Below are 23,974 nucleotides of genomic sequence, written 5' to 3'. Positions count from 1 at the left end.
CTAGTATACCTTTTTCCAGCAAAAAATCCGTAAAAATTTTGTATTATACTTGGATAAATTTTTCAAATTGAGAACTAGTCCTCAAAATTAACCGCTAAAATAAATTTCACTTTCCGTGATTCATCACCACCATCAATCTAGATTATTTATTTTGCTTCTCTTTAAGCACAAAATGCTGATACACAATTAAGCGGTAATATTTAAAAAAGCGTATCATTTGATACGCTTTTTACCGATTATTTATGTAATAGCTTATAAATCCTTTGCAATATCGCTAGCGGTAAAATTCTAGGAATTGCTCGCAACGCAAAAATGCCCAAACCGACTATTCTACTATGTAACTTAGCTTGCGTTTTAAGCCGGTAAAGTTGCCATTCATATTTAAATTGAGTAAAATTTCTGCGACGCCCCACCATACCATTGCCTACCCGAGCATAAACTAATACATCCGTCAGATTAGCGGTCAGAAAACCACTTGCAATCATCTTAATCCAAAGCGTATAGTCTTCTTGCAAACCTTGGTAACCGCCAACGGCTAATACTTTCGATTTTTGATAAGCAACAGTCATATGATTAAATGGGCAACGGAAGCGACTAAATTTTACAATTTGTTGGTGAGTGGTCGGTACCGCACGATATGCGACAATATCCTGCACATTTTGCCCAAATTCAGCAATTTGACTGCCAAATACGACAACATCAGGATGTTGTTGAATAAAAGCAACCTGTTTTGCAAAACGATCAACATCACAAATATCATCGCTATCCATTCGAAATACCCATTCGTGCGAACAATACTTTAGTCCATCATTCAATGTATTACCTAAACCACGATTTTCAGCAAAACGAACCTGTTTAAGCGGTAAAATTGGGGCATATTGTTGCACAACCGCCTCTAATTCAGCCGTCACCTTACCGTCATATAAAATCACTATTTCATCGGCTGGATAGCTTTGTGCGGTTAAACTCGCTAAACATTCGGCTAAAAATGCCGGTTGTTCTTTCACATATAAAGACATTAAGACTGAAAATTTCATCAACTAAACCTTTTCATATTTATCGCCAACTTAGGGGAAATAAAGGTTATTACTGCAATCAGTAAATGTTTGAAATGATGGCTACGCTTAAACATAGCAAAATAGCTTTTAGCGGCCTGACGCGATAAATTCATAATATACGGATAAGATAAAATATATAACGCATTCAACTCAAAATGAGCCGCTTGATCGGCTGTCTTAACATATTTTTGGCGAATAGCCTGCAAGGCTACCACCGTATTTTGCATATTTGTTGAAACACTGGCACGCTTAGTATGAAAGGTGCAAATAGTCATCGGTTGTTCAAGCAATAGGGCCTTTAAATGTTGATTGGTAACTAATTTTAAGACAAATTCATAATCTTCAAGTGATTTTAAATCAGGCGCTAAACCACCTAGCTGAATAAAAAAATCTTTTTTGATAGTCATCATCGGCATTCCGCCCACTTTATTTGCTAACAACATATTATCGAGGGTTAAGTTTTCCGGTGTGGCTGGCTTAGTAAGATAACTAAAACCTTCATTCACCATAATACATTTAGCAGGATGATAAATAAAATTCACGTGCTTATTTTGGCTAATCGCCTGTGCTAAGTGAGCACATTTAGCCACGTCGAAACGATCATCATCATCTAAAAACAACAGCCATTCAAACTGAGCGTTAGCAACGCCAATATTACGGCTAGCCGCCGCGCCTTGATTAACTTGATTACGAATCACTCTGACTGGAAAAGCATATTTTTGGTGAATAACGACCGCGTGTGTTGAACAATCATCAACAATAATCACCTCAAAATCTTTGACCGTTTGGCGCGCTAAATGCTGTAATAATGCCGAAATTTCTGCCTGACGATTGTAGGACGGTATAATAATACTAAACATAGGCATTTTTTAGCGGTTGAATAACGTAATTATTTTACCTTTATTCCCAAATAAAGATAAAAACATTAACAATACAAACATAATACCCGGATAAGCATAAATATCAGCTTTAATATTTAAAATGCTTAATAGTCCAACGGTAGAAATAATAAATTTCCAACTGCCTTCAAACCAATTATCCGCGACCCGTTTCACAAAATAAACCGTAAATAAAAAACAAAGTAAAATATACCCCATACCACCATATAATGCTTGACGAATAAAACCGGAATCCGAACCGCCATAATAACGGCCATCTTCAGTAAAATAATACCCATCACCAATCATTAATTGTTTTAGATTAGGTATAAATAAATGATTTTGGACTAAATTAGTCGTGGAAGAACTAAATTCTTGAATTTTTTGTGAGAATAAATTAACAACCGGTTCTAAAGCGTGTCCGACATACTTATTTTCTGGTAAAAAATAAGCAAAACTCACAACAGCTAAAATAAAAAGTAACACATAATTGTAATAACGCCATTTAAAGTAAAATAAGACACTAAATAAAGAAAAGACAAAAAATGTTCTGCCTGAAATTAACCCAATAAACAGCATTAGAAAAATAAAAATAGTCGGAATACTATTATGTTTTGCATTATATGCGAGCAAGAAATGCAATAAGACTAAATAAAAAGCACTCAATTGAAAGAACGCTGAAGAAGTAATGTTATATAAACGGTATTCTTGTTCAGATCCTTGAAAACGTGGCAAAAAATAGTTGGCGTTAGTGCCTAATGCCATATCAATAAAAATACTGATCCCGGTTAATGCTAACACGCCCATTATCGCCTGAATCAATACGCCTATTTTCAAATCATCTACTAGCTTAGCTTGATTGGCTTGGCTATTCATTCGATAAAATACATTATAAATTGCAATACCAAATATAAATAAAATCAATGATTTTACATACATTAATAACACTGAAATATCTTGCGTACCGTGCACGAATAATGGAATAGCCGATAAAATAATCAGTGCCAAAATTACCAATACACTGTCTAATGGAAAAGCGATATCGGTAATTTTGCGACGATACCATTGATAAGCCAAGAATAGCACCGACACCCCACCGACAATAAATGCCATACGAATAACGTGCATAATCCAAGGATCATAAATATAAAATAAATTAATTACCGCACTGATCATTTTTTAGTCCTATATTACGTTGAATGGCTAACCATTTTTTAAATGGATACTTTAATAATTTTTTGCTTAACGCTTGTTGTGTTGAGGCTCTTGCGGTTTCCAAATTACTGCATAATGCTGGATTTTCAATCGCCATAAGCGGGCGAACAACCATAATATCTAAGCCAAATTGCTGTTCAAATAAAATAAAATCATCCGCCAACCAAAATGGCAAATCCGTTATCGAAACCAACTTGCGAGCGGTCGATTTTTTAATTAAATAGGCGACCGTACCCGCATAATAATTCTTATATGGATAAGCATAACGATAGATCGAATTACCAATCGCAACCATTTGAGGCACAAAGGTAGTCGGATATTCAATTTCTAGCATTGCATCATCAAAACCGAATATTTTAGACTGCCCGACTAGCACTATATCCGCACGCACATTTTGGCTTAATAACTGTGTCAAACTTGACTGAACATCTTGATTAAATAAAGCATCATCTTCACAGACTAGACAATAATCATTGTCGCCTATTTGCGGATCTGCCACAATCCATTGATAAACGCCTAAATGACTCAAAGCACAACCAATTTCGCCTTTAGTCACTGAACGTTGATAACGTTGTGCAAACTGAGCGATATCGTATTTTACGGCAAGCGAATCCCATTCCTGTTGCATCGTATTTACCGCATCAAACACCTGAAAATCAGTCGTATCCGCCTGAGTAAAGAATTGCTCACGACGCAGTTGATCTTTTGCCAAAGAAATTAAATATTTTTTCATCATCTTATTCACAACATCCACTTAAACAATGACTTTTTTAGTCATACTATACAATAATGGCAAAAAGACTAAGCCCGCGATAATACTTGCATAAGGCACATATTCAATTTCTGTGTTGGCTAACACATATAAGCTTACCACATAGACTAAACTAGACAGCACAGAGGCAAAAGAAATCATTTTATTTTTGCCATAAAAGAATAAATAATTGGTTAAAATCAGATAAGGCGCGGTTAATGCGGTAGAAAATAAAAATAAAACAATAAAATATTTAGTACCAAAAAACTGTTCACCCAACAACCAAATAAACAATTGTTCAGGCATTATCCACACAAATAAAGCAGGTATTGGCGAAAGAATAAATGCACAAAACGCCCATTGATGCACTTTGCTTAATGTAATCGTTTTATTTTTTAAACCTTCATAAAAATAAGGCTGTGTCGCTTTATGTAACGCCAGTAATAGAATCATTAACACAGAAGCAATTTGCGCGCCCATTGCATATAAACCAAGATCAGCTTGGCTAAATTTATGGAAAATAAAAATACGGTCTAATTGTCCTTTTAAATAAAAGCCTGCTTGATTTAATAATAACGGCAAACCAAACGTTAAAATATAGACCAAACTTAATTGATATTGCCGCAATGAATAACGTTTATTACTCGTTACTTTGCCCACATAAAAGAAATAAACCAAACAGAAAACCATTAAATTACCAAACAAAATAGCCAAAATACGCTTTTCGACCAAATCCGTTTGATAAAACTCCAACATCACAACGGTCAGAAAAATAGAAGTAAAGCTAGTTAATGATTGAATAATCATATATTGCAACGCCTGTTTCTGACATTGCCGGACACTCAATTGCACTGCAAGAAAAGATTGAAAAATAGCTGAAACCGCCAAATAAGCAATAATTTCCGCTTGTAACAACCAACAAACAGCCAAAATAATGCCACCAACGATTAAAGTATAAAAATAGCCTGTATGTACAATTACATTTAATGACCGCTTACCGTAAAAATAAAAATAGCGCGCGACCGCACCATCTTGGCTAAGACTAACCAAAATTAAGAATAACACTAAATATGTTTGGTAATAGGATAACTCACCATAGCCTTCTACGCCTAATTTACGCGATAGATAAGGCAACAGTAAGAAAGGAATTGATTTTGAAATCAACTCCCCTACCAAATAAATCAGACTATCTTGAACTGCTTTCATATACTTTGCAACATTGCCAAAAATTAACCGCTTGCTGTAGCTCAAGCCTAATAAAACGATATGCTTCAGACAAATAAAATGTGCATTTTATCAATAAATCATAGAAAATAGGCGAACTTTCTGAGGAATACGCTATGTTTTTTGTGAATAAAATTATTACTGCTTTGGTTTTACCGCCTTTTAATATTGCAATGCTTTGGCTAATTTCACTCTTATTTGCTTACTTTAACTATAAAAAACTCAGCTATTGTTTCACTACTTTTGGTATTTTTATGTTGTATTTGTTTAGTACGCCTTATTTTGCAACCAAACTAGGAAATTCCTTGGTAATCGCAGATCAACTTAGCTTAGCAGATTACCAAACAGCCCAAGCGATTGTTGTACTAGGCGGTGGAATTCGTGACAGCCAAGAGCTTTTTGATCCCATCAGTACTAACAGCACAACCTTTGAACGAATGCGTTATGCGGCTTATCTACAAAAGCAAACCGGATTACCTTTATTAGCGACAGGCAGTGCCATTAATGGCAACTCAGAAGCGAACATTATGGCGAAAGAATTTGCCCAATTCTTTGCGGTAGAAACCACGTGGTTAGAAGAAAATGCTAAAACAACGCAAGAAAATGCTCAATTTTCTTACGAAATTTTAGCTAATTCGAACATTAACAAGATCATTCTCGTTACACATCAATGGCATATGCAACGAGCCAAAAAACTATTTGAACAACAAGGCTTCAAAGTCTTGCCCGCGAGTGTAGGTTATGGCGTAACGCCAAATGTGTATTTTGATTTTAGTTACTTTATTCCACAATCTGGTGCAATGGATAGTGTTATGCAATCATTTAAAGAATGGCTAGGCTATCTCAAAATCAAATCGCTTTAACCACCTGATTTACGGCACACAAAATCAAACCAACGGGTTGGTAAAATACGGCGTAACCACCAAAATAATTTAGTTGGAAAAGTGACTTGATAACGCGCCCTAGGCTTAGTGGCAGTTAGAGCAACTAAACAAACCATCAGCAACAACTGATGGCGGTTTAGCAAAAGGGTTATCATTTTCGCGCGAGGCTAAACGGCGATATTGCCTCTGGTTAAAAGTCAGATCCGCCGTTTTCTCTAGCTCAATAAATTTTGCTAATTTATCTACTGAATTTGCCCTAAAATCACTCAGAATAGGCCCCGGCTCAATTAAACTAATATAAATATTTGAACCGGCTAATTCAAGACGTAAAGTATCTGCCATCCCTTCTATCGCAAATTTAGTCGCATTATAGGCGCCACGATAGTGCATTGCCGCAAACCCCAAAATACTGCTAGTTACTAAAATTCGCCCGTGTTGTTGCTCACGAAAAATTTTAATCGCTTGATTCATCACTTCCCAAACACCAAACACATTAGTTTCAAATAATTCACGTAATGCACTACGCGGAATATCTTCAACACAACCAGGCTGCCCTTGCCCTGCATTGCAAAATACCGCATCCAAACCACCGCTTGATCTAATGTAAGCAAATGCTTGCTCAATTTGTGCGGAATCAACGACATCTAATTGAATACATTCAAACCCTTCAGCTTGCAAGCGCTCAATATCTGCCGCTTTTCTGCAACTTGCAATCACTCGCCAACCCTGTTGTTTTAATAATTTAGCCGTTGCATAACCAATGCCAGATGAACAACCTGTAATTAAAATTGTTTGCATCACATGATCCTATTGCAAATAACTGACAAAACCCTCTGTATTCTCTGTTTCACGTGCTAATGAAATATCATCGCTTGCGTCCTTAGGCGATCCAACTAATAATAACCCTATTATTTTATCTCCTGTTTGACAACCAAAAGCTTGTCGCAACATTTTACCTTCTACCCACTGATTACTAATCCAAACAGTATCAAACCCTAATGCATTCGCAGCTAATTGCATTGCATAAGTTGCACAGCCTGCACTGATCATTTGCTCCCAAGCAGGCACTTTTTCAGATTGATGATCTATTTTTGCCACAATGCCAATCATAAGCGGTGCTTGCTCAGCAATTTTATCCGCTTTAAGCGCATTTTTTTCGTCCATCTCAAACTCAATGGCCGCATCCACCAAACACGCTTTTAACATTGACATACTCTGTTTTTCAATCACCACAAAATGATAAGGCTTCAATTTACCGTGATCAGGCGCACGTAATGCGGCTTTAAACATATGTTGCAATTGTTCTGCGTTAGGCGCAATTTGCCCTAATTTTTTATTTGAACGACGACGTTGTAATAACTCTAATGTTTTCATGGTCATATCTCTTGTCAAAATGAAAAAATGAATAGAAGAATAGCATATTTTGTTAATTCTACGTTCATTTTATGCTAATTTAATCCTCTAATTTTATTCATCAATTTAGGACCATTATGTTGAAACTGTTTAAAGGTATTTATGCCATTTTTCGCTGTATTCGCGAATGTATAATAAACCTCTTTTTTATTTTATTTATATTGACGGGCTTTGCCTCTATCGCCTTTTTAGTGAATGGAAGTGATACAAATAAAAGCAAAGAGCCTAACGAAAAAGTAGCCTTACGGCTTAATTTAAGCGGTTATTTAACGGATAACCACGATGATTTTGCTAATTTTCACCGCTTAATTCAAAGCGAATTAACGAATGACGAATCGCTCAAAGCGTCTACTTTTGATGTCGTGCGTGCCATTGGCAAAGCGGCGAAAGATCCAAATATTACGGGCATCGTGTTAGACCTTTCAAAATTTGAAGGCAGTGATCATTCATCATTAAGTTTCATTGGTAGTGAATTAAAAGCCTTTAAAACATCGGGTAAACCAGTGATTGCCATTGGGGAAAACTATAGTCAATCACAATATTATTTAGCCAGTTTTGCCAATAAAATTTATTTAAATAAAGCAGGTTCAATCAATTTGCAAGGGTTGAATTTTAGTTCGCTTTATTTCAAAGCCTTGCTCGATAAAATTGATGCTGTACCGCATATTTTCCGAGTAGGCATTTATAAATCAGCGGTTGAACCATTCTTGCGCAATGATATGTCTGATGAAGCAAAACAAAATGCCCAAACATTATTAAATTCAATTTGGCATCAATTCCGTACAGATATTGCTGAAAATCGTATGATTGCTGTCGATCAAGTTTTACCTGAACCCAAAAGCTTGATTGAAAAATACAAAGCCGTTAACGCCAATGACGCTCAATATGCCTTAAACCAAAAATTAGTGACCGATATCGGCAGTAAAGCAGAAATTGAACAAGCATTAATCGAACAATTCGGTAAAAATGAGAAAGGCATCTATCAACACATTAATTATGCCGATTATGCTTTGAATCTAACAGATCGTTTTGCTGTCAATGCAGAACACAAAATTGCCGTGATTAATGTAGAAGGTGAAATTATTTCTGGCAAAAGCAAAGAAAGATCAGCGGGTAGTGAGACTATTTCTGAATTATTACGCCAAGCACGCGAAGACAATAATGTTGATGGTGTGATATTACGGGTTAACAGCCCGGGAGGTAGCGTGGTTGCTTCTGAAATAATCTTGCAAGAATTACAGGCTATTCAACAAGCCGGCAAACCTGTTGTAACCTCAATGGGAGGCTTAGCTGCTTCAGGTGGCTATTGGATTTCAGCAACGAGCGATAAAATTATTGCCAGCCCAAATACGATCACAGGTTCAATTGGTATTTTTGGCTTAGCCATGACCTTTGAAAAAACGGCTAAACATCTAGGCATAAGTGAAGATGGTGTAGCCACTTCTCCATTAGCGAAAACAAGCTCGTTACAGCATCTATCGAATGAGCACGCTGAATTAATTCAAATCAATATTGAAAATGGCTATGATGCTTTCTTAGATTTAGTCAGTCGCGGTCGAAATATGTCAAAAGCTGAAGTAGATAAAGTTGCGCAAGGTCAAGTATGGTCTGGTGAAGATGCACTTAAGCACGGCTTAGTCGATCAGCTAGGCGATTTCCATACTGCATATGATGTACTAACTGATTTAATCAATCAAAAACGTAAAGCCAAAGGCGAAAATGCAATTAAACATTTCACCGCGCAATGGTTTATTGAAAGTGATAAAGGTTTATTCAGTTCACTCTTGAAAAATATTGGTTTTAAAGCCAAATCAACGCTAGCGGTTTGGTTGGGTTTACCTTTTGTTCCCCAAACTCAACAAGCGGCTGAATTATTACAAAAATTTAATGACCCTCAAAATACTTATTTATATTGCCTGACTTGTGGCACGATAAAATAAGCTTGCCTAGCGGTCACTTTTATAAAAACTTTGCAAAAGTGACCGCTTGTTTTACTTTATTCTCTCGCCATTTTTGTTTATAGTAACCGTCCTTTTTCACTTTTTCCCTTTAAAATCAGATGAATAGAAAAAATCTTGTTAGATTAATAACCTTTCTTATCACGGCGATGATCTTTTATGTTTTCAATAATTATCAAAAATATCAACAACGCGGTGAAATAACCCCAAGCGAATTAGCCCAAATTGAGCATAATCTAGATGTTCCAATTGCGAAAGCACCTAGGGCTAAACCAAGCAAGAACACTCAAGCAGCCTTAGCAATAAATTACGACAGCAAAATGCGTGATGATAAAATTGGGCAAAATAAAACCGCACCAGTTGATTACTATATGTTAGCGCTTTCTTGGTCACCTGCATTTTGTGCAACACAAAAAGCACGGTATTTAACTGATTTACCAGATCATATTGATTATCAATGTGATGACCAAAATTTAGGTTGGGTTATCCACGGCTTATAGCCACAAAATAAGAAAGCGCATTCAGTCAGCGATCACCCACGTTATTGCCAAGGCGACTTACCACCCATTGATCCCGCTATTCTTGAACAATATTTACCCGAAGCGCCTGGTGCATCATTATTGCAAGGTGAATGGGAAAAACACGGCGCTTGTGCATTTCAAGACCCAACGAGCTATTTTCAAAAGCAAAAAGAGCTATTTTATAGTTTAAAATTACCCGCTAAAAACTTACGGAAAAATGATTTATTCCAATGGATGCGCAAGTATAATCCACAATTAAAAGATGTGTATTTAGGTGCTAGTGTAACAGAATTATACATTTGTTATGATAAAAAATGGCAACCAATCAATTGCCCTAAAAAATGAGAACGAACTGCCATACAAGCGCTGAATTACGTCAACTTAAAATGCAAGTACAACGCGCAATTACCCGTAATTTAGCAAAAGCCAATGGCTACTTTAATAAAACGTTTAAGCCCCCTACGGTCAATTATACCGTGCGAGGCTTAAAAGCGGGTGTTGCCTATCTACAACAAAATCAAATTCGTTTTAATCCCATTTTATCACAAGAAAATGACCAAGCCTTTATTCAACAAGTTATCCCACATGAACTAGCGCATATTCTTGTCTTTCAACAATTCGGCCGCGTTTTGCCACATGGTAAAGAATGGCAAATTAGACATTATTAGATAAGCGCATACAATTACTTTACTTTTTTTGATTTAAATCAATTTATTATATTTCGGAGGAAAATTACATGGCTAAAGAAACTATCATTATTGTTGGGGGAGGCGCGGGTGGTTTAGAGCTAGCGACTTATTTAGGTAATAAATTAAGCCGTAAAAATAAAGCTCACGTATTACTTATCGATCGTAATACAACACATTTATGGAAACCTTTATTACATGAAGTGGCAACAGGCTCACTCGATGAAGGTATTGATGCATTAAGTTATCGTGCACACGCAAAAAATCACGGTTTTGAATTTCAACAAGGCACATTAATCGCGGTTGATCGTAAACAAAAACAGATCACCCTTGCGCCCATTTATAATGAACAGAACGAATTACTGGTCAAAGAACGTCAAGTTGCTTACGACAAATTAGTCATAGCCATCGGCAGTAAATCAAACGATTTTGGTACTAAAGGCGTTGCTGAACACTGCATTTTCTTGGACGACATTAAACAGGCTAAATTATTCCAAAAACGAATGATGGAATTGTTTTTACAATTTTCACACAGTGATAATCAAGATGTAAAAATTGCCATTGTCGGCGGCGGTGCAACAGGAATAGAACTCTCAGCAGAACTCTATAACACCGCGAAACATTTACACGAATACGGCTTTGGTAAGTTACATCGTGCAAGTTTAAAAGTAACCTTAGTAGAAGCAAGCGAACGTTTAATTCCGGCTCTAACTCAAAAAGTGTCTAATTTAGCCCTATATGAATTACGCAAAGCAGGGGTTGATGTAAAATTAAATACCATGATCACTGAAGCGGTCGAAAATGGCTTAATTACCCAAACGGGGGAAAAAATTGAGGCCAATTTAATTGTTTGGTCTGCCGGTGTAAAAGCATCTGATTTTGTCAAAAATCTAGGTTTTGCAACAAATCATTTAAATCAAATTGAAGTCAAAGAGACATTACAAACCACCGTAGATGATGCCGTTTATGTTATCGGTGATTGTGCTTCACTCATACAAGATGGAAAACCAATTCCACCACGTGCTCAAGCAGCACATCAAATGGCAACACAATGTGGCAATAATATTATCGCCGATTTAACGGGCAAAGAACTCAAACCATTTAAATTTAACGACAGAGGTTCTTTATTATCATTTTCTCATTTTGGCACGGTTGGCACCTTAATGGGTAACTTAGTCAGCGGTAATATGTTTATTGAGGGTAAAATTGCCCGCTTGGCCTATCTATCACTGTATCGAATGCACCAAGTGGCATTACATGGTTGGTTCAAAACTGGCTTAATTTTATTAGTCGGTCAGATTAACCGACTGTTAAGACCTTCAATGAAATTACACTAACTCATTCAGCATTAACGACAAATTAACTAACTTATCCATCCACTATATGGATGGTTTTAAATAATAATGAACTAATTTAAGGTAACTTACCTTTGTTTTACGAACAATGTGCTAATGAATCGCCTTTATTTTTTTATGATGCATATTGTATAACTTAATCATATAAATTAAAAAGATATACCATGCCTTTAAATTTATCAAACATAAGAACTCAAATTACACAATTAGATCACGACTTACTCAAACTGCTTGCTGAACGTCATCAATTAGCCTTTGATGTGCTGCGTGATAAACAAATAACCGAGATCCCATTACGCGATCGTACACGGGAAACTGAGTTACTGAATGCATTAATAAAATATGCTGAAGCACAGAAATATGATCTTGATGAAGAATATATCACTCAAATCTTTCAACGCATTATGAAAGATTCTATTCTTACACAACAAGCCTATTTCAAAGATAATCTAAAACAAGAAAGAGAAAATAATAAGAAAATATCTATCGCTTTCTTAGGTATGGCAGGCTCTTATTCAAGTATGGCTGCCAAACAATTTGCGAAAAAACAACAAAATGTAATGATTGAGCTAAACTGTAATTCATTTCAAGAAGTGTTTGAAAAAGTCGAAGGCGATTTAGCACAATTTGGTATCTTACCATTAGAAAATTCTACGTCAGGCTCAATCAATGAAGTGTACGATATTTTACAACACACCAATTTAACTATCATTGATGAAATCGTTTATCCGATTAAACACTGTATTTTAGCCAATCCAACAGCAACATTAGAAGATATTGATACCATCTATATGCATCCTGAACATGAGAAACAGTGTAGTCAAGCCTTAGAAAAGTTAGGCAAAATTGATATTAAATATTGCGAAAGTAGTTCGCATGCAATGAGTTTAGCCGCTTGTTTAAATAAACCCAATATTGCAGCGTTATCTGGTGAAGCGGGAGGTAAATTATACGATCTGACCAATATTAAAACGAATATTACCAATCAAGAACATAATATTACTCGTTTTATCATTGTAGCGAAAAAAGCCGTGCCCGTTTCACCACAACTTCAGACTAAAATATTGTTACTGATGACAAGCAAAAAACAAGCGGGTATTTTAGTTGATGTATTAAGCATTTTTAAACAACATAAAATTCGCATGCTCAAATTAGTATCACGCCCAATTTATGGCGAAGATTGGGAAGAAATGTTTTACGTTGAATTAGAAGCAAATATCGATTCAGCCAAAACCCAACAAACTTTAGCTGAATTGCAAAAGATAACGTGCTACTTAAAAGTAGTCGGCTGTTACCCTAGCGAAGTAGTGCAACCAGTACAGCTTTAATTCACACCACTTACCACCATAATGAATGATAATGCCATTGCTATTGTAGCAATCATAGGATTAACCCCATAGAGGATACAACACCTGCTACAATTGGAATGGCTATTATAGATAAAGCAAATAAATGCTGATAAAAAATTAGTGAGCATAATGCATTCCACCAACTAAAAATTGCTATCCAGCCATCATTTATTCCACATTCTCTGCGAGGATTACTCAGCCACACCATTCACAAGCGGGCTAAAATGCTAAATTTTTTGCAAAATCTGCTATTCTTACTTAAAATACCTGTCTTTATTTACACCAAGAGAAATTAAAATGTCTGATAAACGCTACCGAGCTGATCAAATTACTGTTCTAAAGGATTTGGAACCAGTGCAACTTCGTCCTGGTATGTACACTGATACAAGCCGTCCAAATCACTTAGCTCAAGAAGTGATTGATAACAGTGTTGATGAAGCATTATCAGGCTTTGCTACTCAAATTGATGTTATTCTAGATTCAGACAACTCATTGGAAGTGGTTGATAATGGTCGAGGAATGCCAATTGATATACATTCAACTGAACAAATCTCAGGCGTCGAATTAATTCTAACTAAATTGCACGCAGGCGGTAAATTTTCCAACAAAAATTATACTTTCTCAGGTGGATTACACGGCGTAGGGATTTCCGTTGTCAATGCATTATCTGAACAAGTAAAAATTAAAATTAAACGTGATGGTAATATTTATCAAATTGCTTTTGCTAACGGTGCCAAAACGGAAGAATTACACGTAGTAGGAAGTTGTGCTAAAAAACAGACGGGCACTAGTGTTCATTTTTATCCTAATCCCAAATATTTTGACAGTCCGCGTTTTTCAGTGAGTCGTTTACGCCATTTACTACGTGCCAAAGCGGTACTTTGTCCCAAATTAACGATTAATTTTACTGACCATATTAATCACAACCAAGAAAGCTGGTATTACGAAGATGGTTTAGCCGATTATCTATCAGAAGCATTGGCAGAAACAGAATGTTTACCTAACCCGCCTTTTATTGGCAACGTAACCAGTGAAACAGAAGCAGTGAGTTGGGCATTAACATGGCTACCGGAAGGGGGCGAATTATTGGCAGAAAGCTATGTCAATTTAATTCCGACAGCACAAGGCGGCACCCACGTTAATGGCTTACGCAATGGCTTGTTAAAAGCCATAGTTGAATTTTGTGAAATACATAATTTGTTACTCAAAGGCATTAAATTAACGGCCGATGATGTGTGGAATCGTTGCGCTTACGTACTTTCACTAAAAATGCAAGAACCCCAATTTGCTGGTCAAACAAAAGAACGGTTGTCTTCTCGCCAAGCTTCCAGTTATGTTGACAGCACCTTGAAAGATGCGTTTAGCTTATGGCTCAACCAAAATGTACAAGTAGGCAAATCTATCGCTGAAATGGCCATTGCCTCAGCACAAAGTCGCTTACGAGCAGCCAAAAAAGTGGTACGTAAAAAATTAGTGAGTGGCCCTGCTTTGCCAGGTAAATTGGCTGATTGTACGGCACAAGATTTAACACGCACCGAATTATTTTTAGTCGAAGGTGATTCTGCGGGCGGTTCTGCTAAACAAGCACGCAATAAAGAATATCAAGCGATTTTGCCATTACGTGGTAAAATTTTAAACACTTGGGAAGTTTCTTCTGATCAAGTCCTAGCATCGCAAGAAGTGCACGATATTGCCGTGGCAATGGGAATTGATCCAGATAATGATAGACTAGATGAATTACGTTACGGCAAAATCTGTATTCTAGCCGATGCTGACTCAGATGGCTTGCATATTGCAACCTTACTTTGTGCGCTATTTTTACGTCATTTCCCCAACTTAGTCCGGCAAGGACACGTTTATGTGGCAATGCCCCCCTTATATCGTATTGATATCGGCAAAGATGAAGTGCATTATGCTTTAGATGAAGTGGAAAAAGAGGCTATTTTAGCACGTCTTGCTCACAAAAAAGCCAAACCAAATGTACAACGTTTTAAAGGCTTAGGTGAAATGAATCCAAGTCAATTACGTGAAACCACTATGGATCCTAGTACACGTCGCTTGGTGCAACTCGTGCTAGATGACAGTGAAGAGGATCAACAAGATGATGCTCTTAATACTTTCGCTATTATGGATATGTTATTAGCCAAAAAACGTTCCGAAGATCGGAAACAATGGTTACAAAAACGCGGTAATGAAGCCGCATTAAGTGTATAACCATTAAAGCAAATAAGCGGGTAATTTTAGGTTATTTTTACACATTATTGCCCAAAACTAACCGCTTTTTACTACCCAAAAACGTTAAAAATAATTTGAACTCCTTCACATATTTATAACATCACTATTTTATTCTGAAAAATTTTGTGTACAGTGCCAGCCTGTCTTTAGATTAACCATTAATGTTATTTTATGGAAAACAATACTATTACCCTGAATAAAAAAAACGTGCGTAATAATTTTATTTTTCTCAATTCTTTACCTTATACGCCTGAAACCAACAAAAGCTTGGCTTTATTAATTTACGTGACGTTTGCTGCTCCCACCTTAAAGCATAGATTTTCAAAAAACCTAACAATTTATGCGGCTTGTACAATTTTGTTTATATTTAATAATAATTTGTTAACTCATTGTAATATATATGTAATAAATAGGCTGTTTTTTATTTATACGGTTTACTTAGAACATATTTATTTTGCATAAAAATTATCTTTTAAAGTAAATTACCAACACTTTTTAAAAATAATGCATGGTATGTTAATTTGCCATTTCATTGACTATTAGGAGCCTTTATGACCCCAAGTGCAATTACACTATGTTTTCTTATCTTTGCTATTTTAATGTTCGCTTTAGAAAAGCTTCCTCTCGCAGTAACCGCAATGATCGTCACCGTCGGTTTAGCCGTTACTGGCGTATTGCCTGCCAAAGAGGCTTTTTTAGGTTTTGTTGATACTAATGTTATTTTATTTGTTGCAATGTTTGTAATTGGTGGTGCGTTATTTGAAACGGGTATGGCCAATAAAATTGGCGGTGTCGTAAGCCGTTTTGCCAAAAGTGAACGGCAATTAATGGTTGTGTTAATGCTAATCACCGGATTAATGTCCGGCATACTGTCTAATACCGGCACTTCAGCCATTTTAATCCCGGTTATTCTAGGCATCGCAATGAAATCTGATTTTGCTCGTTCTAGATTATTAATGCCAATGGCATTTGCCTCAACGCTAGGAGGTAATTTATCCTTAATTGGCTCACCCAATAATTTAGTCGTACAAGGTGTTTTATCGCAAACCGGTCTAAAATTTGGTTTTTTTGAATACGCTAAAATTGGCTTACCATTATTAATCGTTGGTATTCTTTATTTTGTGTTTATTGGCTATCGTTTTTTACCACAAACACTCAATACTCATGTCAAAAAACAGGATTATCAGGCTTTCCATCATCACCATAATATTATCCCTAAATGGAAACAATGGCTTTCACTTTGTGTATTAATTGCTACCTTATTTGCAATGGTTTTTGAAGAAGTGATCGGAATTAAGCTCTATATTTCCGCTTGTATAGGCGCGCTGATTTTAGTAATTATGCGCGTTATCACTGAAAAACAAGCTTACCAAGCCATTGATAGCCAAGTCGTTTTCCTCTTTGCAGGCACCCTTGCATTAACGGATGCACTAAAACGCACCGGTGCTGGTGCAGATATTGCTCATTCAATATTAAGTTTACTAGGCGACCATCCGAGTACAACCGCATTATTACTGACCATTCTCTTGTTAAGCTGTCTATTAACTAACTTTATGTCAAACACCGCTACAGCTGCCTTACTCGCACCAATCGGCCTATCGATCGCAAACTCATTAAATGCAGATCCACGGGCTGTATTAATGGCGGTTGTTATCGGTTCATCGTGCGCATTTGCCACTCCGATTGCCACTCCAGCTAATACAATGATTTTGTCCGTTGGGCAATATAAATTTACTGACTATACTAAAGCAGGAATACCATTAATTATTATCAGTGTCTTACTCAGTATGCTGTTATTGCCTATTTTCTTCCCACTTTTCCTATAATAAATAAGCGGTTCAAACTTTTTACAAAAGAAAGCAGAATTTGATCTACATTCGCCCAAAATAGGTAGAAAATGCTATAATTAAACTGTCTACATTTTAAGACTTACTAATAGAGGAACTCACTATGTCCGTTAAAAAAATGGCTGACCTTGATTTAACTGGTAAACGTTTATTCATTCGTGCTGATCTTAACGTCCCCGTAAAGGAAGGTAAAATCACCTCAGATGCTCGTATTCGAGCTACAATCCCGACGTTAAAATTAGCCTTACAAAAAGGTGCGAAAGTGATGGTAACATCACATTTAGGTCGTCCAACTGAAGGCGTATTTGAAGAAGCAAATTCATTACAACCTGTAGTTGATTACTTAAATGCATCTGATTTAGGTGTGCCTGTACGGCTAGTGCGTGACTATTTAGATGGTGTAGAAGTCAACCAAAATGAAATTGTTGTCCTTGAAAATGTGCGCATAAATAAAGGCGAGAAAAAAAATGATGCTGAACTAGCAAAAAAATATGCTGCCTTATGCGATATTTTTGTTATGGACGCATTTGGTACTGCACACCGCGCAGAAGGCTCAACCTATGGCGTAGCAGAATTTGCACCTATAGCTTGTGCAGGGCCATTATTGGCTGCCGAGCTTGAAGCATTAGGTAAAGCATTAAAAGAACCACAACGCCCAATGTTAGCAATTGTAGGTGGTTCAAAAGTATCAACCAAATTAACCGTTTTAGATAGCCTCTCAAAAATTGCTGATCAACTGATTGTCGGGGGGGGCATTGCCAACACATTCATTGCGGCAGAAGGGCATAATGTAGGTAAATCCTTATATGAAGGTGATTTAATCCCAGAAGCAAAACGATTAGCGTCAACCACTCATATTCCTGTTCCTGTTGATGTGCGTGTAGGTACAGAATTTTCTGAAACAGCCACAGCAACCGAAAAATTAGTATCAGAAGTGACCGCCGATGAATCTATCTTCGATATTGGCGACAAATCCGCTGAAGAATTAGCTCATATTATTAAATCCGCGAAAACGATTCTTTGGAATGGCCCTGTAGGGGTCTTTGAATTCGCGAACTTCCGTAAAGGAACGGAAATTATCTCAAATGCAATTGCAGAAGCCACTGCAAATGGGGCATTTTCTATCGCAGGTGGTGGCGATACATTGGCTGCAATTGATTTATTTGGCATTGCCGATAAAATTTCTTATATCTCAACCGGCGGCGGTGCTTTCTTAGAATTTGTAGAAGGCAAAGTATTACCTGCTGTTGAAATTTTAGAAAAACGTGCAAACAACTAATCAAATGATAAGCGGTCAATTTTGCCAAAAATTTACCGCTTAATTAAATACTAAACAGGCAATTTTTGCGTTCTCTTTTCAGATCTTTAGATTAAGGAAATACCAATATGGCATTATTAGATATCGTAAAACCCGGCGTAGTAACAGGCGATGATGTTCAAAAAATCTTTGTGTATGCTAAAGCAAATAATTTTGCAATTCCAGCCGTTAACTGTGTAGGTTCTAATTCAGTCAATACCGTTTTAGAAACTGCTGCACGCGTTAAAGCCCCCGTTATTATTCAATTTTCGAATGGTGGAGCTTCATTTTATGCAGGCAAAGGCATCAAACCAACAAGCGGGGCAAGAGCGGATGTATTAGGTGCGATTGCCGGTGCTAAGCAAGTACATTTACTGGCTGAAGAATATGGTGTGCCCGTTATCTTACATACCGATCACGCTGCAAAAAAATTATTACCTTGGATCGATAGCCTATTAGATGCAAGTGAGAAACATTTTGCTGAAACGGGTAAACCATTATTTTCTTCACATATGCTTGATTTATCTGAAGAACCAATGGAAGAGAATATGGCGATTTGCCGTGAATACCTTGCACGAATGAGCAAAATGGATATGACGCTAGAAATCGAAATTGGTATTACCGGCGGTGAAGAAGATAGCGTCGATAATTCTAATGTAGATGAGTCGCGTTTATATACTCAACCCGAAGATGTATTATATGTTTATGATCAATTACATCCGATCAGCCCGCGATTTACCATAGCGGCTGCCTTTGGGAATGTACACGGTGTTTATAAACCAGGTAATGTGAAGTTAAAACCATCTATTTTAGGTGATTCACAAGAGTTTGTGTCTGCACAACGTAATTTACCTGCAAAATCAATTAATTTTGTATTCCATGGTGGCTCAGGATCATCACGCAAAGAGATCCGCCAAGCGATCAGCTATGGTGCAATCAAAATGAATATTGATACTGATACACAATGGGCATCGTGGGACGGTATTTTAAACTTCTACAAAGCAAATGAAGCATATCTGCAAGGTCAATTAGGCAATCCGGACGGCCCTAGCGCACCAAACAAAAAATATTATGACCCACGTGTTTGGTTACGTAAAATGGAAGAATCTATGTCAAAACGCTTAGAACAATCTTTCGAAGACTTAAACTGCATAAATGTATTATAATTCATAAACTGTTGGTACATTTTACAAAATTAGACCGCTTGCTAAGCGGTCTTTTTATATCACAATATTCACATATAAAGCACTTATGCTTCAATCTTTATGGCATTATTAGAAGTTCACAATCTGAATAAACGTTTTACTGATCATATTAGTTTATTTCATAAACAGCGTTTTTACGCGGTTAAAAATATTTCATTTAACTTAAATGAAGGCGAAACCATTGCAATTATTGGTGAAAATGGTGCGGGAAAATCGACATTAGCTAAAATGATTGCCGGTATTACTAAACCAACTAGCGGTGATATGTTCTTTCGATATAAAAAATTAACATACGGCGATTATCAGTTTAGGACAAAACATATTCGTATGATGTTTCAAGATCCTAATCATACTTTTAATCCTAATCATAATATTGGGCAGATTCTTGATGCGCCATTACGTTTAGCCACAGATATGAATGAACAAGAACGCAATGAGTGTATTTTTAATACCTTGAAATTAGTTGGTATGTATCCTGAGTATGCGCTCATTCCGATTAAAGAAACTTCAACTAGCCAAAAACAACGGATTGCACTTGCAAGGGCGTTAATTCTATCACCAGAAATTATTATTGCTGATGATACTTTAAGCACACTTGATTTTTCAGTGAAAACGCAGTTAACCAATTTAATGCTTAATCTACAAGAAAAGCTAGGCATCGCTTTTATTTATGTTGGTCAACATTTAGGCATCATAAAACATATCGCCGATAAACTGATTATTATGCATCAAGGCGAAGCAATTGAATATGGCTACACTAAAGAAGTGCTCCTGAATCCACAGAATCCCATTACCGCACGTCTAATTGAAAGCCATTTTGGCAAAATGCTAACCGAAGACGCTTGGGCAAAATAAATAAAAAGCATTAGTGTAAAACCACTAATGCCTTATGCTTAATTGATGAAATTAATAACCGCTTAATACTTTAGCCGGCGCTAATTTAGCCGCTCGTGTTGCAGGATATAAACTTGCCACTAAGCTCAAAATAACCGTAGCAAATAGCACACAACAAACATCTTGCCAATGTAATTCACTCGGTAAAAAGTCAATGAAATAGACGCCATCAGATAATAATTTAGTCCCCGAAAAACGTTCCAAATTCTGAATAATAGCGGTCAATTTTAATGATAAAAGAACGCCTAACACGAGGCCAAATAATGCGCCTTTCATACCAGACAATAATCCATACCATAAGAACACTTGTTTAATAAAACGACTATTCGCACCTAAAGTACGCAAAATAGCAATATCGCCTTGTTTATCTTTAACCATCATAATTAAAGTGGAAATAATATTAAAACAAGCGACACCAATCACCAACACCATTGCAATATACATCACTGTACGAATCAGCTGAATATCATTATACATATAGCCAAACTTATCAATCCACGTAGCCAAATAAAGTGGCTGTTCAAATTCAGCTAACTCGGGTAATTGCAATCGTTGTGCATTAAAAGGCTGTTTTAAGGCTAATTGTATGCCGGTATATTCCGTTGGCTGATAGTCCAATAATTGCTGTGCTTTAGCTAATGGTAATAACGCATAACTATGATCAAGTTGGCCTTCTAGTCTAAGTATACCGCTAATAGGCAAATTAAAACGTAATGGCTGGGCTAATTTATTTTCACCGCTTGTCTGAGGAAGCAATAAGGTTACATCATCACCAACGGTTACATTCAATGCCTTAGCAATCCCAGCACCAAGAATTAAACCGCCTTGTTGCTGAAAAGCTTGCCATTGTTGACTGGCAACATATTGACTTAATGAACTAACTTGATCTTGTTTGGTTGAATCAATGCCACGCACTTGGGCAATTTTCAGCTGACGACCATTTTCAATCAGCCCCGTAAAACTCACAAATGGTGCCAACGCTATAACATCTTGATTGCGTTTTGCTAATTCTGCTAATTTTTCGCCCGCATAAATAGGACTATTTTCGACCTCATTAAATACTCGTAATTCTGCATGTGGCACAACAGATAAAACGCGTTGATTTAATTCCCGTTCAAACCCATTCATTGCACTTAAACCGATAATTAAGACCGCTACTCCTAAAGCAATACCAATGCTCGAAAACAGTGAAATTAACGAAATTAAACGATTTTTCTGCTTACCTCGCTGATAACGCCAACTAATAAAAAATGGTGTATTCATTAGCTTGCCTCTCGTAATACGCCATCAGCCATTATTAAGCGACGCGTTAATTTATCCGCTAATTTGAGATCGTGAGTCACTAATAAAAAGGCAATATTTTGTTCAATATTCAACTGTTTAATCAATTCAAAAATACTTTCGGTCGTCTTTTGATCAAGATTACCGGTCGGCTCATCTGCCAATACCAATGCAGGCTTATTGACCAACGCACGCGCAATCGCCACACGCTGACGTTCGCCACCTGAAAGCGCCGCAGGACGATGGCAAATGCGATGTTGTAAACCCACGGCTTGTAACATTTTTTCAGCAAGATCAGCCGCCTCACGCTTATTTTGTTTACCAATCAACATTGGCATCATCACATTTTCCAAAGCGGTAAAATCAGCCATTAAATGATGAAATTGATAAACAAAACCAAGCTGTTGATTACGTAGTTCCGCCAATTGATTAGCGCTTAATTGCTGTAATGATTGGCGATTAATCCACACTTCACCCGTGGTTGGTTTATCTAAACCACCTAAAATATGCAACAATGTACTTTTACCCGAACCAGAACTACCAACAATCGCAACAAGTTCCCCTGTATTAATCGTAAAAGAAACATCATTCAGTACTTGTACGGATTGGCTACCTTCCTCATAAAATTTGCTGATCTTTTCACAGCGAAGTAGTTCTGTCATTGATTTTCCTAAATCTGTTTAAAATAAATATTCGCTTGACAACGGCAAGATGGCTTAGCACAAACTAGGCAAATAAAGTCCGTATCATTCATACCTCAAGGCCTGTGCCGGTTCAATTTTAGTGGCTCGATAGGCAGGATAAAGCGTACATAGTAGCGAAAGCTGTACTGAAGATAACACAATAATCAAAATTTGTAGCGGTGCAATAAGAATGGGTAAATGAATAGTCGGATTAAATAAACCAACTAGCGTATTTAAATTAAGTGTTAAGATCACACCAATAATGCCACCGATGATCGAACCGATCACGCCCACTATTGCACCTTGAAAAATAAAAATGTGCATGACTTGGCGTTTCATTAAACCTTGCGTTTGTAAAATGGCAATTTCGGCTTGTTTATCCACCACCATTAAGCTTAACGATGTAACTATATTGGAAATAGCCACTAAAATAATCAAGCTAATCAATAAACTCATCATATTTTTTTCCATTCTTACCGCTTGGAAAAATTCACCTTTTTGCTCACGCCAATCGCTGATTTTGTACTGAGTAGTGCTGAAAAAAGTGGCTAATTCGGTCACCATGAAAGGATCTTGCAAATATAACCGCTTGCCTTGTAACTGCTCTGGATCAATACGTAATAAACGCCCAACATCGGCTAAATTTGCAAATAGCGTATATTCACTGCTTTCATGATCGGCAAAATAAAGACCTACTACCGTAAATAAACGTTGCACCGGCACTCTGCCCATCGGGGTGTATTGGCTATTTTCAGTAATCATTAAACGAATTTTTTCGCCGGGGTGAATATTCAATTTATGTGCCAAACGAGAACCAATCAATACGTTAAATCGACCACTTGGCAATAAATGTTCAATATCTTGATCAGTGAGTAGCGGATCATCAGAGGCTTGCTCTACCCCAATTAATTGCCCTGCATTAATCGCCTGTTGGCTTTGAATAATGACATTCGCTTGATTAATTGCAACACTTTGTGTCACAAAAGCAGGTAAATCTAAGGTTTGCGTTTTCTCAAAATAACCATTTACTGGCAACACGATGGCGTGCGGTAAAGCCGAAAGTAAATTACGCTTTTGCATATTTTCTAAACCATTCATTACCGACAACACCGTAATTAATGCCATTACACCTAATATAATGCCCAAACTAGCAAGGTTGGTGACTAAACGACCAAAACGATCGGCACTTTTTGAACGCCAATAACGAACTGCAATAAAAAGAGAGGTTAAATTCATTTTT

At 36.8% G+C, this 23,974-nt stretch carries 18 protein-coding genes and 3 pseudogenes; 11 read left to right on the top strand and 10 right to left on the bottom strand.

What is annotated here, in order from left to right; genetic code table 11:
- Positions 1-236 precede the first annotated feature (236 nt).
- Genes BMX01_RS00420 through BMX01_RS00400 form a run of 5 tightly spaced genes read right to left on the bottom strand, consistent with a single transcriptional unit; the run spans position 237 to position 5,108 of the window.
- Positions 237-1,037, bottom strand: coding sequence for a glycosyltransferase (locus BMX01_RS00420; RefSeq protein WP_064082045.1), 801 nt, complete (start codon positions 1,035-1,037; stop codon positions 237-239).
- The gene (locus BMX01_RS00415) at positions 1,037-1,918 is read right to left on the bottom strand and encodes a glycosyltransferase family 2 protein (protein WP_064083006.1); all 882 of its coding nucleotides are present in this window, start codon (positions 1,916-1,918) and stop codon (positions 1,037-1,039) included. Before BMX01_RS00415 ends, BMX01_RS00420 begins: the two co-directional genes overlap by 1 nt.
- Positions 1,919-1,927: 9 nt before the next feature.
- Positions 1,928-3,109 carry a hypothetical protein gene (locus tag BMX01_RS00410; RefSeq protein ID WP_064083008.1) on the bottom strand — a complete coding sequence of 394 codons (1,182 nt, stop codon included), beginning with the start codon at positions 3,107-3,109 and terminating at the stop codon, positions 1,928-1,930.
- Positions 3,093-3,884 carry a glycosyltransferase family 25 protein gene (locus BMX01_RS00405; protein WP_064083007.1) on the bottom strand — a complete coding sequence of 264 codons (792 nt, stop codon included), beginning with the start codon at positions 3,882-3,884 and terminating at the stop codon, positions 3,093-3,095. The genes BMX01_RS00410 and BMX01_RS00405 overlap by 17 nt, the downstream gene beginning before the upstream one ends.
- A 21-nt stretch (positions 3,885-3,905) precedes the next feature.
- Positions 3,906-5,108 carry an oligosaccharide flippase family protein gene (locus BMX01_RS00400; RefSeq protein WP_064082046.1) on the bottom strand — a complete coding sequence of 401 codons (1,203 nt, stop codon included), beginning with the start codon at positions 5,106-5,108 and terminating at the stop codon, positions 3,906-3,908.
- A 134-nt stretch (positions 5,109-5,242) separates the two neighbouring features.
- Here BMX01_RS00400 and BMX01_RS00395 point away from each other — a divergent pair, with 134 nt between their 5' ends.
- Entirely contained in the window at positions 5,243-5,989 is a 747-nt protein-coding gene (locus tag BMX01_RS00395; protein WP_064082047.1) for a YdcF family protein, read from the top strand.
- On the opposite strand, the pseudogene BMX01_RS00390 reads toward BMX01_RS00395, so the two are convergent.
- Positions 5,986-6,808, bottom strand: a pseudogene (locus BMX01_RS00390) (SDR family NAD(P)-dependent oxidoreductase). The gene BMX01_RS00395 and the pseudogene BMX01_RS00390 sit on opposite strands and share 4 nt — an antisense overlap.
- A gap of 9 nt (positions 6,809-6,817) precedes the next feature.
- Positions 6,818-7,384, bottom strand: coding sequence for a nitroreductase family protein (locus BMX01_RS00385; RefSeq protein ID WP_064082048.1), 567 nt, complete (start codon positions 7,382-7,384; stop codon positions 6,818-6,820).
- A gap of 116 nt (positions 7,385-7,500) precedes the next feature.
- Here BMX01_RS00385 and sppA point away from each other — a divergent pair, with 116 nt between their 5' ends.
- The 10 genes and pseudogenes from sppA to BMX01_RS00330 all read left to right on the top strand — a co-directional run bounded on the left by sppA (position 7,501) and on the right by BMX01_RS00330 (position 20,731).
- Positions 7,501-9,363, top strand: a complete 1,863-nt coding sequence (sppA, locus tag BMX01_RS00380; RefSeq protein ID WP_064082049.1) for a signal peptide peptidase SppA — start codon at positions 7,501-7,503, stop codon at positions 9,361-9,363.
- Positions 9,364-9,482: 119 nt separating this feature from the next.
- Positions 9,483-10,247: pseudogene (locus BMX01_RS00375) on the top strand (ribonuclease T2).
- Between the two features lie 41 nt (positions 10,248-10,288).
- Positions 10,289-10,558, top strand: a pseudogene (locus tag BMX01_RS00370) (SprT-like domain-containing protein); the annotation flags it as partial.
- An 80-nt stretch (positions 10,559-10,638) separates the two neighbouring features.
- The gene (locus tag BMX01_RS00365; protein ID WP_064082050.1) at positions 10,639-11,925 is read left to right on the top strand and encodes an NAD(P)/FAD-dependent oxidoreductase; all 1,287 of its coding nucleotides are present in this window, start codon (positions 10,639-10,641) and stop codon (positions 11,923-11,925) included.
- A 182-nt stretch (positions 11,926-12,107) separates the two neighbouring features.
- A complete protein-coding gene (locus BMX01_RS00360; RefSeq protein ID WP_064083339.1) occupies positions 12,108-13,271 on the top strand; it encodes a chorismate mutase in 1,164 nt (387 codons plus the stop codon).
- Positions 13,272-13,589: 318 nt separating this feature from the next.
- On the top strand, positions 13,590-15,506 hold the full coding sequence (parE, locus tag BMX01_RS00355; protein ID WP_064082052.1) for a DNA topoisomerase IV subunit B: 1,917 nt from the start codon (positions 13,590-13,592) through the stop codon (positions 15,504-15,506).
- Positions 15,507-16,078: 572 nt separating this feature from the next.
- Positions 16,079-17,353 carry a sodium/C4-dicarboxylate transporter SdcA gene (sdcA, locus tag BMX01_RS00345; RefSeq protein ID WP_064082053.1) on the top strand — a complete coding sequence of 425 codons (1,275 nt, stop codon included), beginning with the start codon at positions 16,079-16,081 and terminating at the stop codon, positions 17,351-17,353.
- Between the two features lie 124 nt (positions 17,354-17,477).
- Complete coding sequence (locus BMX01_RS00340) at positions 17,478-18,653, top strand: phosphoglycerate kinase (RefSeq protein ID WP_064082054.1); 1,176 nt, start codon at positions 17,478-17,480, stop codon at positions 18,651-18,653.
- 107 nt (positions 18,654-18,760) lie between these two features.
- The gene (gene fbaA / locus BMX01_RS00335) at positions 18,761-19,837 is read left to right on the top strand and encodes a class II fructose-bisphosphate aldolase (RefSeq protein WP_064083340.1); all 1,077 of its coding nucleotides are present in this window, start codon (positions 18,761-18,763) and stop codon (positions 19,835-19,837) included.
- 99 nt (positions 19,838-19,936) lie between these two features.
- Positions 19,937-20,731 (top strand): peptide ABC transporter ATP-binding protein, encoded by a 795-nt coding sequence (locus BMX01_RS00330; protein WP_064082056.1) that lies wholly within the window; start codon positions 19,937-19,939, stop codon positions 20,729-20,731.
- Positions 20,732-20,782: 51 nt separating this feature from the next.
- Here BMX01_RS00330 and lolE read toward each other — a convergent pair whose 3' ends face one another.
- From lolE to BMX01_RS00315, 3 genes are all read right to left on the bottom strand, one after another.
- Positions 20,783-22,033 (bottom strand): lipoprotein-releasing ABC transporter permease subunit LolE, encoded by a 1,251-nt coding sequence (gene lolE / locus BMX01_RS00325; protein ID WP_064082057.1) that lies wholly within the window; start codon positions 22,031-22,033, stop codon positions 20,783-20,785.
- Positions 22,033-22,713 carry a lipoprotein-releasing ABC transporter ATP-binding protein LolD gene (gene lolD, locus BMX01_RS00320; protein ID WP_064082058.1) on the bottom strand — a complete coding sequence of 227 codons (681 nt, stop codon included), beginning with the start codon at positions 22,711-22,713 and terminating at the stop codon, positions 22,033-22,035. Before lolD ends, lolE begins: the two co-directional genes overlap by 1 nt.
- Before the next feature lie 84 nt (positions 22,714-22,797).
- Positions 22,798-23,970, bottom strand: a complete 1,173-nt coding sequence (locus BMX01_RS00315; protein ID WP_064082059.1) for a lipoprotein-releasing ABC transporter permease subunit — start codon at positions 23,968-23,970, stop codon at positions 22,798-22,800.
- Positions 23,971-23,974 lie beyond the last annotated feature (4 nt).

It is taken from the genome of [Haemophilus] ducreyi (assembly GCF_900109315.1).
In the GTDB taxonomy this organism is placed as follows: Bacteria; Pseudomonadota; Gammaproteobacteria; order Enterobacterales; family Pasteurellaceae; genus Haemophilus_B; species Haemophilus_B ducreyi.
This window is presented reverse-complemented; position numbering and strand designations above follow the sequence as displayed.